A 15,894-nucleotide genomic window follows, 5' to 3' on the forward strand; every position below is an offset into this window, starting at 1 on the left:
GTTCAGGTGTATGACCATATGAATCTAAGCTCATTTGCCGGATGTTATTATGTGACAGTGGTAGACCGAAGTGGCAATGAGAGTGCTCCAAGCAACATTGTTTGTCAGGATAATTGTCCTTACTATGCATTGCCCAATGTAATTACCCCTGATAATGGAGATACACTAAATCAAGTGTTTGAACCCTATCCTTGTCCCAGATTTATTGAGTCAGGAAAGATAACTATACTGAACCGTTGGGGACGTAAAGTTTTCGAAACCAGTGATATACACATTAATTGGGCTGGTGGTTTAAATAATAATGCAGAGGTCTCAGATGCAAACAACGTATCACCAGGTGTTTATTATTATTCAGCTGAACTAAAAACAATGAGGCTCCGTCGAAGAGATGAACGAATAGTCATAAAAGGTTGGGTCCATATACTTAAATAAAAGAAAACGCCCGATTCAATAATGAGTCGGGCGTTTTCTTTTTTTATACGAAAGATCATTTTTGTAGCAATGCAAATTCTTTGGCAAAGTAGGTGAGGATTATTTTGGCTCCTGCACGCTTAATACTTACTAGCATTTCCAACATAGCTCTTTCTCCATCCAGCCAACCATTCTGAGCTGCTGCTTTAATCATTGCGTATTCTCCACTCACATTATATGCAGCAATAGGTATGGGAAAATTTTCGTTCAGCGTTTGAATGATATCCAAATACGAAAAGGCTGGCTTAACCATTAGAAAGTCAGCTCCTTCTGCATAATCTAACTCTGCTTCGATGAGAGCTTCTCTTCGATTAGCCGGATTCATCTGGTAGGTTTTCTTATCACCAAATTTTGGGGCAGAATCCAGTGCATCCCGAAAAGGACCATAAAATGCACTTGCATATTTAGCACTATAGGACATAATGGCTACATTCGTAAATCCTTCATCATCCAGTGTTTCACGTATATAACCTACTCGTCCATCCATCATATCTGATGGGCCAATGATATCTGCTCCAGCTCTTGCCTGAGCTAATGCCATTTTACCCAACACAACTAACGTCTCATCATTCAGAATTTTTCCATCCTTCACAATACCATCATGGCCATCACTGCTATAAGGGTCCATGGCTACATCTGTCATAATTGTAGCTTCAGGCAGTTTTTCCTTAATCTCACGAATCGTTCGCAAATAAAGCCCATCTGAATTATAGCTTTCAGTGGCATATTTATCTTTTTTACTTTCCTCTAATTGAGGAAAGATATCAAATGTTTTGATGCCTAACTTTAGACAACTTTCAATTTCTTTTAGCAATAAGTCGGGCGAGTAACGATAAATTCCTGGCATAGAGCTTACTTCAACCGCTTTATTTGTTCCTTCTGTTACGAATAGTGGAAAAATCAGGTCGTCCGTGGATAATGTTGTTTCCTGTGCCAGGCGACGAATTGTTTCTGATTGGCGATTACGTCGGGGTCTTCTAATCATTATAAGAAATCAGTTAGGTAAGCACACTAAGAATGAGAAAGGAATAAAATCTTTGTATTAATGTTATCCTTTCTTATATAATAGGTTGCAAAAATAGAGAAAAGAAGATAAAACTTCTTAAGCTCCTAACACTTGTAATCGATAGCCTGTTCCATGAACATTAATGATTTCTACCTGTGGGTCATCTTTTAAATATTTGCGAAGTTTTGTTATATAAACATCCATACTCCTCGCGTTAAAGTAGGTATCGTCTCGCCAGATAAGACGCAGGGCCAGGCTACGCTCCAATGTCTGGTTCAGATTGTTGCATAATAGTTTAAGTAATTCTGCTTCTTTGGTAGTTAATTTGGTGGTTTTTTCATCTTTTTTTAACAATTGTTGTTCGTAATCAAATAAATAGGCTCCTATTTCGAATATCTTTTTTTCTTCTGCCGAATTTGTCTGTGGTTGAGACCGACGAAGGATGGCTTTCATTCGCAATAACAACTCTTCCATACTAAAAGGCTTTGTCATATAATCATCAGCGCCTATTCGTAGTCCTTCTAGTGTATCTTCCTTCATTGATTTTGCGGTTAAAAAGATAATGGGGATCTGTTTGTCAACACTACGAACTTCTTTCGCCAGAGAAAATCCATCTTTTTTGGGCATCATTACGTCGAAGATGCAAAGATCATAGGTCTCTTTTCGGAAGAGGTTAAATGCTTCTTCTCCATCCCGGGCTAGTCTTGCCTCATATCCTTTCAGATCCAGGTATTCTTTTAGTAGTTCACCCAGATTATTGTCATCTTCAACCAGTAAAATTTTGAGTTTACTCATATTAGGATAGTAATAAGGATCAGATATTTTAAAAGATCTCGAAGTCTTGTACAAGGATAATAAATTCAAATTTCATTAGAGTAACTGTTTCTTTGAGTAACCTTTCTTTGGGCATCCACTATAACTGGAAGCTTAGAAAGAGATCTACTTTTATAATTGCCTATTACCTGTACTATCCTATTCTTCTCTCTTTATAAAAGAGGGACCACAATTACCACATGATTCATCGAAAACAGTTTTTCCTGTCATGATTCTTTTGATAGTATGAATATTCTTGTCTTTGGGTAATACAACTATGAAGTATAAAGGGTCAGTTTTTTCATTCTGATATTCCTTATAAGAAATTAAGGCAAGCAACAAGACAAAGATTATACAGCGATTATTTATATTTTAATGCACTGCATAAGAGAGCCTATATCTGGCTATAAGGTAAAAATACTTCAAATGTACTTCCTACCCCTGGCTGACTTTCTACTGTAATCTGGCCATGATGGACATCTATCACAGTTTTTACATAACTTAATCCTAGTCCAAAGCCTTTTACATCATGTAGATTACCAGTAGAGACACGATAAAATTTGTCAAATATTTTACTTAGGGCTTCTTTGCTCATACCAATGCCATGATCTGTAATACTTATTTTTAAACCATCTGATACATTTTGTGTTGATATTTGAATCTGCGGTTTATCTGGAGAATACTTATTTGCATTATCCAGTAAATTATAAATCAGATTAGTGATATGTACCTCATCTGCCTCAATTTCAGTATTCTCCGCATCTAACTGAAGGTCTACGGTTCCCTCACGTTTTTCAATCTGAACGCCAATATTTTGTAACACATCTTCAATTACCTCATGTACATTTATAGTACTAAGTTTCAGTTTCAACTGACCTTTATCAAGAGTTGCCGCCTGAAGAACTTTTTCTACCTGAGACCCAAGTCGGCGGTTTTCATCGGAAATTACCCTCAAATACCGGTTTAAAGAGCTTGAATGTGTTTGAATATCAGGGTCCTGGAGCATCTCGCATGCTAACGAGATCGTTGCAATAGGCGTCTTAAATTCGTGGGTCATGTTATTAATAAAGTCATTTTTTACTTCTGATAATTTCTTTTGTTTTAGAATCGTATTAACTGACACATAAAAAATTGCCATAATGACTCCACACAAGACAATAGAGGTTAGTAAAATCCAGAATGTAGAGCTATTGATAAATGTCTGCTTATCTGGAAATAGTACATATAATATATCATTTTTTGCATGCAAGTCATTGGTAAACAGATTAATTGTAAATGCCTCTGAAGGAATCGAACGGTCAACAGATTGATTTGATGCGAAGAATACTTGTTTGGATTTGGATGAATGAACGCCATATTCAAAAGGAATGTCTATACTCTGATTTCTAATCTCTGCTTTTAGTAGAGAATCCAGTTTAATAGGATCAATGCGTTGCTCAACAGGTCTTTCTTTGGAAAATAACTGTTGGAAGACTTCTTTGACAATAGTAGATTGTTGTTGAACCTTATCTACTTTAGTCTGTATCTCAGGTTGAGGAATAGTAGCAATTACTTGATTATTATCTTTTTTGCCTTTTCGTGTTTTAGATGGTTTTTTTGTCTGAAGAGCTCCTGATGTATATTGATTTGTTGTGTCCAATATCAATGAATCTACCGGAATCCCCATCAAGCGCATTTGTTCAAGCATTGCCTCATTTAGCCAACGTTCCAGTGCCTCATTCTGTCGTTGCATTTCCTGCATTTCTTGTCTAAACTCAGACATATCACGAAAGGGATCATGTCTGCGAAAAAGATTATTTTGAGGCTGGCTGCTTGGATAAATACTTGCAGAATCATATCCACTATATAAAGGACTATACTCTGTGTAAGTTTGCTGAATATGAAACTGAACGATTCCAGGATAAATTATTTCCATGGAGTCTGTAGCAGCAATATAATTATCTTTTTTAGAATCGCTTTTGCGATTCCTTTTATGAAGGTTCTTTATTGGTTTTGCTGCTTTTACTAAAGCATCATTATTTTGAATAGTAGTTCCTCTTATATTTTGATGACTGGTATCTCGCAGTTGTTGAGATGCTAGCCATACTACTTCTTCCCGTTGCAATTTATTGGCGACATGTTGCAATGCCTCCTGTACATTCTGATCAAATCGTTCTTCTGCAACCGTACGTGCCTGAAAGATCCAATATCCCTGAAAACCGATAAGCCCAAGTGTGGCTAATGCCATCAGGAAGATAATCCATCTGATTTGTTGCTTTTTCATAAACGTATATTCACACACTTATTTATTTCAACTAAGGCTGTTACCATACTATAGTACAGCCTATTCTAAGATAACAAAATTACAAGTCGTTTATCTTTACTTTTGGTTTTTAACACTCTTTAACACAATTTCTTAAGTAATAGGTTACTTTTTTGGAATACTCCCATAAAAATAAAATGCACACTGCTGCAACCATTTATCCGCTTTTTGCATCTTATTACTGTCTTGTTTCACCGACCGTCCGATTTTGAGATAAAGTGTCCGAAATCGGATAAATAGATTTTGAAATATAGGCTGAATTTTTAAAAGAAAGCATTTTTTGTTTTTGGCATGTGGCTTGTAGTTGTTAAGAGCTGGGTAAACTGTTTCCAGAGACTCATCTGCCAGAAATCGCACTTCACGCTGTAATTTTATGAGTTACGCGGAATAATCTTGTTCAAAACACTACAATTTGTTTTTTTGACATTATTCAATAAATGAAAAAAATATTTTTCAAAATATATAGTACTATGTATTGCAAGGTATTGTCTATTAACATATATTTGTCACTATAATCCATACATTTGATTTTTAGCCTTTTATATATATTATCATGAAACCAGTAAAAGTTTACTCCCAATTAGCATTGCTTTGTCTGTTATTGATGAGCATGGGCTTTCCGAGCGTAATAGCGGAGGATGACACAGGTTCGGATAAAACTAAATCTGTACGGTACGTAAAGGTTGGCTTTCTAGCTTGTACTCGCCAAGTGTCACAGGCGGAGGATACACAGAAAATCCAGGAGACCAAATGCGTAAATAAGATAGATAAAGGAGAAGATGGCAAAATAATTAATAATAACTCTCCCAAAATCTCGCAAAAGGTAGGGGCTAGTGTGGAAACTGTAGCTCAACACATTGAGCAGTGGATAAGACATTAGGATTAAACGATTGTTACAAAAAGAAAAGGTTCCTGTATAGCACAGGAACCTTTTCTTTTTGGGTAAAACCTTACACTTGTCAACAATCTTGATTAAAAAATCCAGCCTGCCAGTATAAGTCTGAGGTTAGCATAACTCTTTTTGTTATTTTTGAGACGTCATTATGTGCAGTTCTCTTATACACTTTTGCAGGACAATTTTTCATTTATCGAATGATTTCAGAATTACCTTTATTTACCCATTATCCTCCCTACATAAATATTCTATTTTGTGTATTTGTGGGTACTATTATTATATCCCTGTTTTATCAATTATTTTTCTTTAGTCGACTGGCATTTTACAAAGAGATACAGCAAAAAGAGTCTGAACAGGAATGGCCTGGTGTCTCAGTTGTGGTATGTGCTTGGAACGAACTGGAAAATCTGAAAAAGCTAATTCCACTCTTATTAAAACAGAATTACCCTCATTTTGAGATTGTTATAGTAGATGATCGTTCTGATGATGAATGTTATGACTTTCTATTGTTTGAATCATTTAAGCATCCACAGTTAAATCTAGTTCGGATTAATGACACGCCTGATCATATATCTTCCAAAAAGTATGCGTTAACATTGGGTATCAAGGCCGCTCAATATGATATTATATTACTGACAGATGCAGATTGCCTTCCTGAGAGTGAGAATTGGATTTCTTATATGACTAGTCCCATCCGAGATGAAAAAAAGGTGGTTTTAGGTTTCTCTCCTTATAAATATGACACTGGATTCCTGAATTTTCTAATCAGGCATGAAACTTTTTATACTGCAGTTCAGTATATGTCTTTTGCAGTAGCAGGATTACCTTATATGGGTGTTGGCCGTAATCTTAGTTATAGGAAGTCACTTTTCATACAGAATAAAGGATTCCACTCACATTTAAGAGTAGTAGGGGGGGACGATGATTTATTTGTGGGAGAAGTGGCTAACAAAAAAAATACTTCAATATGCATTTTACCTGAGGCCTTTATGGTTTCTGAGCCCAAATCTACATTTAAGACATGGTTCAGACAGAAAAGAAGACACTTGAATGTTGGGAAAAAATATAAATTGCGTAATAAAATCTTATTAGCTATGTTGTCACTGTCTCAATTATTATTTTGGATTTGTGGCATACTTTTAGTCAGCTTTCAAGCGTTTATACCTTTTGTAGTAATAGGTTGGCTGATACGTACCATAATACAAACATGGTTATTATATCGTATTGCCAGACGTTTGGATGAAAGTATTGAATGGTATACATTACCTTTATTTGATTTCTTTTATACATTTTACTACATGTTCATTGGAACCTGGGCTTTATTTACAAAACGTGCCTCATGGAGTTAGATAAAGAATTCTCATCGAAAGCCTTAGAAGATTTTAAGCTGGTAGACCAGGCTATTGGTGGTGACCAGAAGGCATATGCCGAGTTAATGAAACGGTATAAGAAACCACTGTACCATACAGTATTGAAAATGGTCCGGAATGTTGATGATGCAGAAGACCTGACAATCGAGTCTTTTGCCAAAGCGTTTCGTAATCTGGATAAGTTTAAGAAAGATTTTAGTTTCAGCACCTGGTTGTTTCGTATAGCGACTAATAATTGTATTGACTTTTTACGTAAAAAGAGATTGGATACCATGCGTATTGCAGGCTCATTGCGTGATAGCAATGGTGATGAAGTAGCTATTGAAATAAAAGATAGCAAACTGAATCCGCAGGAAGAAGCTATTAAAGATCAGAAGAATGAAATCATTCGGTTGATTATACATAAGTTGCCTCCAAAATACCAGACTCTTGTAAACCTGAGGTATTTTCAGGAGCTTTCTTATGAAGAAATTGCAGATGAATTACAAGCTCCTTTAGGAACTGTCAAGGCTCAACTGCACCGTGCCAGAGAATTACTCTATGACCTGGTAAAAGACAAACAAGAACATATCTAATAGTTTTATTTTTGCTTTATGCATCTTTTAGCATCTGAAAAGATGCTATTTTTGAAGCATTAACAAAATATAATAACCTGTGGATATAATCCTGAAGTATTTTCCTCATCTTACCGAAAAACAGAAGGAACAATTTGCCTTATTGGAATCTCTTTACAAAGAGTGGAATGAGAAGATCAATGTTATTTCCCGAAAAGACATTGATGCGTTATATGAAAAGCATATTCTACATTCATTAGGCATTGCAAAAGTGATTACCTTTAAATCTGGTACTGATATTTTGGATGTTGGTACTGGAGGTGGCTTTCCTGGTATTCCTTTGGCTATCTTATTTCCGGAATGTAATTTTCATCTGGTAGATTCAATAGGAAAGAAGATTAAAGTTGTGCAGGAAGTTGCAAATGGCGTTGGGCTTACCAATATCAAAGCAGAGCAGACCAGGGCTGAACAATTGCCTCTTACCTATGATTTTGTTGTGAGCAGAGCTGTTACTCAAATGAAAGAGTTCTACGGGTGGGTAAAGCACAAAATCAACAAACATTACCAGCACGATCTGCGAAATGGTATTTTATATCTTAAAGGAGGCGATTTGACAGAGGAGCTTGAAGCTGCACGGGTAAAGTATAAGTTATACCCGCTGACAGAATACTTTGAAGAGGAATTTTTTGAAACAAAATATGTAGTATATATTCCAATAGACAAGAAATAAAAAACAAAGGGCAATCTTTAGATTGCCCTTTGTTTTTTATTGTGCATAACCTGGATTCTGTGTCAGGTTTTTATTGGTATCTCTTTCTCGTTGAGGAATTGGTAAAACTAACTCATCAGCGTTGAAAGGCAAATCTCCTACAGGTTGTTCTGTACGTTTCAAATCATACAAGAGGTGCCCTTCAAAGGCCAGCTCTAATTTTCTTTCTTTTAAAATCTGTGTGAGATTAACAGTCGCTAAAGGATTGAGTCCAGCTCTTTCACGAATAACATTGATATCATCTACAGGGTCAGCACCTACACTTTCACCAAGTCTGAAGTTAGCTTCAGCGCGAGTCAGATACATTTCGGCAAAACGAATAATCGGGACGTTTCCATACTGATCTGTGTACTTTTCAGTGAATACCCTATTACTGGATGTATAAAAGAATGTTCCTCTTACATCATTTTCTTCATATAACTGCAAATGCTTTTGTTGTACACGAATATCCCCACGGCCTCCATAACCAGAAGAAACAAAAAATGTATTTAGTCCATTGACTCCGTCCTGGTTTGTCACTTTGATTGAAAATATATTTTCAGCAGTAGGTGTTCCTCCAAAAATTTCATAATTATTGAATGCTTCTGTAAAATCACTTAATAAAGTATATGCTTCTGATTCAATAACAGCGTTTGCTGCATCTCTTGCTGCTGCATAATTTCCCTGCATTAAATAAACTCTGGATAACATTGCAGTAACAACTTGTTTATTGGCAAGAGTACTGCCTCCTGAAGCATCTTCTAATAGACTTTCTGCTTTGGTTAAATCACTAATGACCTGGGCATATACCTCTGCTACAGTTGCCCTTGCTGGATAATCTGTTTCATCAAGCGGAACATGAGTAGCAGTTAATATAATAGGTACTCCTGGGTTTTGTGCTGGATTACCATCATTCCAGGATTTTGCAAATAACCTAACCAATTCAAAGTGCATGGCGGCTCTAATAAATAACGCTTCTCCTTCAACTCTTGCTCTTTCATCTTCAACAACAATAGGCAAGGCCTCTAGAACATTATTTACCCGATTAATAACATCATAGCATCCTAGCCAAGTATCTCGAACCTGAGTATTGGTGGTTGCAATGGTTTTACGCCATAATTCATCCAAACTTGAGAATGTACCCGCGAAAACGACTTCCCTGTTATCACCTACTAAATCTGCAATATAGGAAATAGCCCCTGCATATGTATCATCAGATTGTAGGCCATCATACGCTCCTGTGAGTGCAGCAATAACTGCAGTAGAAGTTGTTAATGCATTTGTTTCGTCTATTTCTTGTATAGGAGTTACATCCAGCTTATTGTTACAAGAACTCAAAACAAATAGTAAAGCAGATGTAGTTATTGTAAAGAATGATCTGTAAAATCTCATATAGTGGTTTTTATTAAAAATTAACATTTATGCCTACTAAAAACGTCTTTGCTTGAGGTGCAGAATAAAAGTCATAGCCTTGAGCAATATTCGAAACAATATCATCGGCATTTACCTCTGGGTCCCAGCCTTTGTAATTTGTAATAGTAAGTAGGTTCTGAGCAGAAAAATATATATGAGCCTTACTGATTTTAGCCTTATTGATAATGGATTGTGGAATCGTATATCCAAGTGTCAGTGTGCGGAGGCGCAGAAAGGATCCATCATAGATAAAACGTGTAGATGGCTGTGCTCCATTGTTGTAAAACAGACGAGCCTCTGGGATATTTGTATTAGTATTTTGTGGAGTCCACGCGTTTAACTGATCCGCAGTTTGATTATCCTCATAACGACCATTTGCAGATGAATAGCGACCTACACCATAAAAGTTTATTTTATTTCCATATTGACCGTTAAAGAATACACTTAAATCAAATCCTTTATAGTTAAAGGTATTGGTGATGCCACCTACTAGAGATGGCCATGGGTTTCCAGATACCACTCTTTGGGTTTCTGTATAATCATTTGTTGTAGTACGATCTCTTGACCCATCTGCATTTGGTGTGTTTTTATACCAGAGAGCATCTCCATTGGCTGGATCTACACCAGCATATTCCGCTGTATAAAATACTCCAATAGGCTGGCCTTCCACAACTCTACTCATATTTTCAAGGCCAGCTTCAATAATTTGTCCTTGAATATTGATTACCTTATTGCGATTACTAGATAGATTGAGCGAGGTTGTCCATTTAAACTCATTCACCAAGTTTTGTGTATTTAGGACAAATTCCCATCCTTGATTCTGCAATTTTCCCACATTTTGAACAATCGTAGGAAATCCTGTTGACCCTGGAACATTTACATTTAATAATAGATCTTTAGTCTCTTTAAAATAATAATCTATTTCACCACTAATACGGTTATTAAAGAAGCCAAAGTCGATTCCAACATCTGTCTGAGTAGTTGTTTCCCATTTCAGGTTTGGATTTGATAGCTGATAGGGGCGTTGTCCAGGAGTGTCACCATAGTTGCCATCTCCTGCAAATAGCCCTAATTGAGGAAAATTACCAATTTCTGCATTTCCTGTTAATCCATAACTGGTACGTAACTTAAGAAAACTCATAAAAGAATTATCTTTTAACCAATCTTCTTCTGAGAGTACCCATCCGGCAGAAGCTGCGGGGAAGAAACCATATTTACTGTTTTTACCAAACCGGGATGAGCCATCAATACGAGCACTGACAGAAAGCAGATATTTCTCATTGAGTTTGTAGTTAGCTCTCAGGAAATAGGATAAGAATCGAAAATTACTTTCTCTGGAGAAGCCACCAGATTTTAATGCTGCACTTTGAATCAAACGATACGCTTCTCCTGGAAACTGGCGACCTTCAATGTAATTACGTTTTGTCTGAGATTGTTGATAAGATGTACCTAAAGTTAATCCCAGGCTGTGAATACCCAATACTTTGTTATAGCTAAAATAGTTGTTGGTAGTATAATTGAGCACTCCCGTATAATAATTCTGCCCTAAACCATTTGCACCGGAAGTATTACGGTTGGTTTTTGCATTATAATATGCTTCTTCCTGTTGGTTTAAGATATCTATTCCAAATTCAGAGCGGAAAGTCAAGCCTTCAAGAAGTGTTAACTCTCCAAACACATTACTGATATTGCGGTAACCTATCTGACGATAATAGGCATTGCCAATATTAATTAAAGGGTTATAATAGTTTGGCAAATCTGGGTCTCCTGGAGGAGTTCCTATTGCTAAACCAGTAGTTGGATCAATGGTTGGAGAAATAGGTGTTAATGCGGCTGCTTGTAACGGATTGTCAAACTGGCGATCTCCTGACAGCCGATCATTAAAGCTACGAGCTAAACTTAAATTAAATCCGAATTTAAAAATCTTGGAAACTTGCTGATCTAAGTTTATTCGTCCTGATATTCTGTTGAATGCATTTCCAATCAGAATACCCTTCTGATCAAGATATTGGCCTGAGATAAAAAATCGTGTCTTATCTGAACCCCCACTTACATTTAGATCAATTTGATTGGAAGGAGCATCATTAAGAAATATCTCATCTTGCCAATTTGTATTTACAGCTTTATCTGTACCAAATGTTTCTGCACTATAATAGTCAAAGAACCCATTCATATAGGTTGTATAAGAATCTTCAGATGCAGGGTCTATTTCTTCAATTCGATCAGAGTTGGCCGCTGCCTGGCGGTAGAAGTTAACATATTCTGTTGCATTAAGCATGCGAACTCTACGTGTAGGTTTACTGATACCTGTTTGATAGTTTACAGCTACATTTGTTTTTGCACTTTTTCCTCGTTTTGTGGTAATAACGACAACGCCATTCGCAGCCCGTGAACCATATATAGCTGCAGCAGAAGCATCTTTAAGGATTTCAAATGACTCAACGTCATTAAAATTTATGTCTGCCAGAGGATTGGTTGCCCCTCCTGATGAAGATTGATCACCAGTCGTAAGGACAATACCATCAACAACGTACAAAGGTTGTGTGCCTGCTGATATGGAAGATGCCCCCCGTATACGTACCTGAACAGCCTGTCCAAGTTTACCTGTACCTTGATTAACAAGTACACCGGCTGCGCGTCCTTGCAAGGCAGCATCTAAACTAGGTGTAGGAGTATTTTCTATTTCTTTAGAAGTAACTCTGGCTATATTACCTGTTACATCTCTTTTAATCTGTGAGCCATAACCTGTAACTACTATTTCAGATAATTCATTTACATCGGTAATAAGTGGCACATCAATAATAGATTGGTTTCCTACTGGAACTTCTTTTGAGAGATAACCTATGAAACTGAATACCAAAGTCGCATTTTCAGGGACAGAAAGTGTGTACTTTCCAGATGCATCTGTTGAGCTACCACGAGCAGTTCCTTTAATAATAACTGAAACTCCTGGTAAAGGTTGTTGGTCTGAGCTGGATGTGACTTGTCCTGTTATGGTTCTTTCTTGTGCTATCAGCCATCCAGAGATGCAGAAAAAGCACATACTAAATAGGAAAAGTTTTCTCATAAGCGTTTAATTAATGGTTAAATAAATGGTGTTTTATACTAACTGTCATTGTAAAAATCTTATATCTTGGTATTATACAGAAAAAAGATTTTTATTTGGGTAATTAGAAAAGGTAATATACAAAATAAACTATTTTGTATATTAATAAATATCTTATTTTGAAAAAATGTCTAATGACAGATAATATTTTGGATATATGGCAAGATAAATTATTATCTTATTAGTAGAAATTGGTATAATACATAGCTTAAACCGCCTTTTTATTCTCCGATGTTTTTCTGGTTTTCTGACCACGTTACTAGTTTTAGTCAAAATTGTAAATTATTAAAAATAAGATCTTCTCAAAAGTGTGAGAGAAAAGTACTATATCACAATACCACACACTTTATTTACTAAAATAGAATCGTTGGCAAGTCAAAATCTTAACTGTTTGCCTATGTATGCATCTTTTTAGCCTTTAACCTGCCTTTACCTGCAAATTCTTACACTCTCTTACATATCTTTTCTTCTGTCTGTATATGAGTGATTTAACTAAATACAGGTGATAAATGTCATTCATCTAAAGTTCCTGATAGAAAAATAGCTAAGGGATAGTTTTTAGTGGGGGAAACTTTAATAATATATTACGTGCATTAGTAATCAGTTACTTAGCACTACTCAATAAAGTGGGTTTCTATTACTTTTGGCTTACGATTATAGAAAAGAACATCCAATCTTCTCATTGAAAATATGATTGACTTAGTATTATTGGTGGATGATAACGATACTGATAATTTTATCAGCAAACGTATTATTGAAATCACCAAATTTGCCAAAAGAGTGGAGGTGAAGAACTCAGGAAAGAGTGCTCTGGAATTTCTGGAACGTGAACAAAACAATCCGGAGAACTTACCAGAAATTGTCTTTCTGGATATTAATATGCCTATTGTTGATGGATTTGTTTTTCTTTTTGAATTTGAAATGTTTCCAGAAGCGTTGAAAAACAAGTGTAAGATTGTAATTCTTTCAAGCTCTGATAATCGTCGTGATATTGAAAAGATTGTAGATAATGAATATGTGATTAAATTTGTCACCAAACCGTTGACAGAAAGTATTTTAAGCGAAGTAAAAGCTCTTCCACAGGTAAATCCGATTTTCAGATAAGAGCTTAATAAGAATATAGTCTTAAATACCTGCCGTGTTTTATGGACAGGTATTTTTGTATTTTTAGATGTATCAATACAATGAACCGAAAATATCTGTATAGTATAACAGGTGCTGTCCTGTTGGGAGTAGGTGGATGGTTTGGATATCAGAAATATCGGGAAGCGCAGCCTTTGTTTGCACTTTTACAGATAAAAGATGCCTATGAGACACATGACCTTTCGTTATTTAAAAAACATGTAGCTATTGAATCTGTAGTTAATAATGCTATTGACCAGATTATGGCACAGACTATTTCAAAAACTACATCAAATCAATCTGCTGATAATGAGATAAAGATTGCTACTGACATTATTGCTTTTGTAAAACCACGTTTGGTGGAAACAATAGGAGAACAAGTTTACAAGGCAGTAGAAACGGGTAGTCTAAATCTGGAAAATTCCGGAGATCTGGCAATTACATCACTAAAGGATGCTTCCGGCCCTTTTATGAATGGAAGCTATCAGTTTGATGAGATTGAAAATATTGAAGTTCATGATACGGATGCATTAATTACTTTACGATTTATGCCTTCAGATCGGCATAAAAAACCCTTTTTATTAAAATGTAAAATGAGTAAGGAAGAGGATGACTGGAAATTAGTAGAAATACTCAATACAAGTGAACTTATGGAATTACATAACATAAAACAGTGAATTTCCTCTTTAAAAAAAGAAGCCATCCCATTTGGATGGCTTCTTTTTTTCAGGTTTTCTGCTTTTTCTTTTTAGCAGCAGGAAATAAAATATTGTTTAATATGAGACGATAACCTGCCGAGTTTGGATGTAAGCTAAGATCGGTAGGTTCTTCACCAACTTGGTGCTGGTAATCCTCAGGATCATGCCCACCATAGAATGTCCAGGTCCCTTTGCCAAAAATTCCATGAACATATTTGGCCTCACCAATAGACTTGCTTTCACCCATAATCACAACTTCTGGTTTAATAAGGCTTTTCTTAAAACCTGTAGTTTGACCTAGGAAACCTTTGACTACATTCAAATGATTTTGTGTTAGCATTGTAGGTACTGGATCCCATTTAGCTGAAAACTGAAACAATGTAAAATAATCATTGCTTTCATTAACAGGACGCTCATAAATCTGATTATCAATGTTTGAGTACTCATAATCAAATGGATCCTTATTCAGTATAAAATTACGGAAGGCAAAAGTTTTACTATAATCGAGCTTTTGCTGTGCATTAGGGTCTGCAGGATCACCATCATAAATGCTTTCACAAATATCCACACCATCTGCTGCCAGAGCGATGTCATATGTGTCTGCTGCTGAACACATAGCAAACAGAAAGCCTCCTCCTGCACAAAAATCACGTATTTTCTTTACTACAGCTAGTTTGAGTTGTGAAACCTTGGCAAATCCATACTTCTTAGCACAGGTCTCAAATTCTCGTTGCTGAGCTTTATACCAGGCGTGATGCCCATGAGTACGATAAAATTTACCATACTGGCCTGTAAAGTCTTCATGATGCAAATGGAGCCAATCATATTTGGGTAAAAGCCCGTCCATAACTTCATCATCAAAAATGATGTCATAAGGAATCTCCGCGTAGCTTAATACAAGAGTAACTGCATCATCCCAGGGTTGCTTAGATTTTGGAGAATATACTGCTACTTTAGGTGCTTTTTCCAGCTTCATCACATCCATATTCACATCTGGAGCACTGATTTCAGCAGTGATCTGACCTGCCTGTGCATCAGATATTACCTGGTAGCTGACTCCTCTAATTCTAAGTTCGCTTTCAAAGACAGGCTGATACTGAAACATAAAGCTACCTCCTCTGTAGTTGAGTAACCAGTCTACTTCTGTACTTTTGGTCAGTACCCAATAGGCTATACCATAAGCTTTTAAATGATTGGCTTGTGCCTCATCCATAGGGATCAAAATAGAGGATGCCCAACTGGTTCCAATACTGCAAATTCCCATTAGGGTCAGCAGAAAACGACGAAATGCCCTTATATGCATAATTGAAAAAATAAATTAACTATTCAAAACGTATTCATTCTGAGCAGATAACGTTTAAAAGTACTAGAACTATCAATCAAGATGCTACTTTTT

The 15,894-nt window shown here is 36.2% G+C and carries 13 protein-coding genes; 7 read left to right on the top strand and 6 right to left on the bottom strand.

Features of this window, described 5'->3' with window-relative positions; translation table 11 throughout:
• Positions 1–432: T9SS type B sorting domain-containing protein (locus QNI22_RS27530; RefSeq protein ID WP_314515778.1), on the top strand; the 432-nt coding region annotated here is incomplete at its 5' end.
• Positions 433–487: 55 nt separating this feature from the next.
• Here the strand turns inward: QNI22_RS27530 and hemB are convergent.
• The 3 genes from hemB to QNI22_RS27545 all read right to left on the bottom strand — a co-directional run bounded on the left by hemB (position 488) and on the right by QNI22_RS27545 (position 4,553).
• Positions 488–1,456, bottom strand: coding sequence for a porphobilinogen synthase (gene hemB / locus QNI22_RS27535; protein ID WP_314515779.1), 969 nt, complete (start codon positions 1,454–1,456; stop codon positions 488–490).
• Positions 1,457–1,573: 117 nt separating this feature from the next.
• Positions 1,574–2,272: a response regulator transcription factor gene (locus QNI22_RS27540; protein ID WP_314515782.1), complete on the bottom strand. Its 699-nt coding sequence runs from the start codon at positions 2,270–2,272 to the stop codon at positions 1,574–1,576.
• Between the two features lie 412 nt (positions 2,273–2,684).
• On the bottom strand, positions 2,685–4,553 hold the full coding sequence (locus QNI22_RS27545) for a sensor histidine kinase (RefSeq protein ID WP_314515785.1): 1,869 nt from the start codon (positions 4,551–4,553) through the stop codon (positions 2,685–2,687).
• Positions 4,554–5,145: 592 nt separating this feature from the next.
• Here QNI22_RS27545 and QNI22_RS27550 point away from each other — a divergent pair.
• From QNI22_RS27550 to rsmG, 4 genes are all read left to right on the top strand, one after another.
• Positions 5,146–5,472: a hypothetical protein gene (locus QNI22_RS27550; protein WP_314515788.1), complete on the top strand. Its 327-nt coding sequence runs from the start codon at positions 5,146–5,148 to the stop codon at positions 5,470–5,472.
• Positions 5,473–5,684: 212 nt separating this feature from the next.
• Positions 5,685–6,836, top strand: a complete 1,152-nt coding sequence (locus QNI22_RS27555) for a glycosyltransferase (RefSeq protein ID WP_314515791.1) — start codon at positions 5,685–5,687, stop codon at positions 6,834–6,836.
• Positions 6,827–7,432 carry an RNA polymerase sigma factor gene (locus QNI22_RS27560; protein WP_314515792.1) on the top strand — a complete coding sequence of 202 codons (606 nt, stop codon included), beginning with the start codon at positions 6,827–6,829 and terminating at the stop codon, positions 7,430–7,432. Before QNI22_RS27555 ends, QNI22_RS27560 begins: the two co-directional genes overlap by 10 nt.
• A gap of 79 nt (positions 7,433–7,511) precedes the next feature.
• On the top strand, positions 7,512–8,141 hold the full coding sequence (rsmG, locus tag QNI22_RS27565) for a 16S rRNA (guanine(527)-N(7))-methyltransferase RsmG (RefSeq protein WP_314515795.1): 630 nt from the start codon (positions 7,512–7,514) through the stop codon (positions 8,139–8,141).
• A gap of 36 nt (positions 8,142–8,177) precedes the next feature.
• On the opposite strand, the gene QNI22_RS27570 is transcribed toward rsmG, so the two are convergent.
• Entirely contained in the window at positions 8,178–9,551 is a 1,374-nt protein-coding gene (locus QNI22_RS27570) for a RagB/SusD family nutrient uptake outer membrane protein (RefSeq protein ID WP_314515796.1), read from the bottom strand.
• A gap of 13 nt (positions 9,552–9,564) precedes the next feature.
• Entirely contained in the window at positions 9,565–12,639 is a 3,075-nt protein-coding gene (locus tag QNI22_RS27575) for a SusC/RagA family TonB-linked outer membrane protein (RefSeq protein ID WP_314515799.1), read from the bottom strand.
• A gap of 729 nt (positions 12,640–13,368) precedes the next feature.
• Here QNI22_RS27575 and QNI22_RS27580 point away from each other — a divergent pair.
• Positions 13,369–13,782, top strand: a complete 414-nt coding sequence (locus tag QNI22_RS27580) for a response regulator (RefSeq protein ID WP_313977421.1) — start codon at positions 13,369–13,371, stop codon at positions 13,780–13,782.
• An 80-nt stretch (positions 13,783–13,862) separates the two neighbouring features.
• Positions 13,863–14,477 (top strand): hypothetical protein, encoded by a 615-nt coding sequence (locus QNI22_RS27585; RefSeq protein ID WP_314515802.1) that lies wholly within the window; start codon positions 13,863–13,865, stop codon positions 14,475–14,477.
• A 49-nt stretch (positions 14,478–14,526) separates the two neighbouring features.
• Here QNI22_RS27585 and QNI22_RS27590 read toward each other — a convergent pair whose 3' ends face one another.
• Positions 14,527–15,801 (bottom strand): asparagine synthetase B, encoded by a 1,275-nt coding sequence (locus tag QNI22_RS27590; protein ID WP_419836248.1) that lies wholly within the window; start codon positions 15,799–15,801, stop codon positions 14,527–14,529.
• Positions 15,802–15,894 lie beyond the last annotated feature (93 nt).

Origin of the sequence: Xanthocytophaga agilis, from assembly GCF_030068605.1 — a bacterium.
In the GTDB taxonomy this organism is placed as follows: domain Bacteria; phylum Bacteroidota; class Bacteroidia; order Cytophagales; family 172606-1; genus Xanthocytophaga; species Xanthocytophaga agilis.

Excerpts from the sequence above, each read along its gene's own strand:
- QNI22_RS27540 (WP_314515782.1), bottom strand. The coding sequence starts at position 2,272 with ATGAGTAAACTCAAAATTTTACTGGTTGAAGATGACAATAATCTGGGT.
- QNI22_RS27550 (WP_314515788.1), top strand. The coding sequence starts at position 5,146 with ATGAAACCAGTAAAAGTTTACTCCCAATTAGCATTGCTTTGTCTGTTA.
- QNI22_RS27555 (WP_314515791.1), top strand. The coding sequence starts at position 5,685 with ATGATTTCAGAATTACCTTTATTTACCCATTATCCTCCCTACATAAAT.
- QNI22_RS27585 (WP_314515802.1), top strand. The coding sequence starts at position 13,863 with ATGAACCGAAAATATCTGTATAGTATAACAGGTGCTGTCCTGTTGGGA.
- hemB (WP_314515779.1), bottom strand. The coding sequence starts at position 1,456 with ATGATTAGAAGACCCCGACGTAATCGCCAATCAGAAACAATTCGTCGC.
- QNI22_RS27545 (WP_314515785.1), bottom strand. The coding sequence starts at position 4,553 with ATGAAAAAGCAACAAATCAGATGGATTATCTTCCTGATGGCATTAGCC.
- QNI22_RS27575 (WP_314515799.1), bottom strand. The coding sequence starts at position 12,639 with ATGAGAAAACTTTTCCTATTTAGTATGTGCTTTTTCTGCATCTCTGGA.
- QNI22_RS27580 (WP_313977421.1), top strand. The coding sequence starts at position 13,369 with ATGATTGACTTAGTATTATTGGTGGATGATAACGATACTGATAATTTT.
- QNI22_RS27560 (WP_314515792.1), top strand. The coding sequence starts at position 6,827 with ATGGAGTTAGATAAAGAATTCTCATCGAAAGCCTTAGAAGATTTTAAG.
- QNI22_RS27590 (WP_419836248.1), bottom strand. The coding sequence starts at position 15,801 with ATGCATATAAGGGCATTTCGTCGTTTTCTGCTGACCCTAATGGGAATT.
- QNI22_RS27570 (WP_314515796.1), bottom strand. The coding sequence starts at position 9,551 with ATGAGATTTTACAGATCATTCTTTACAATAACTACATCTGCTTTACTA.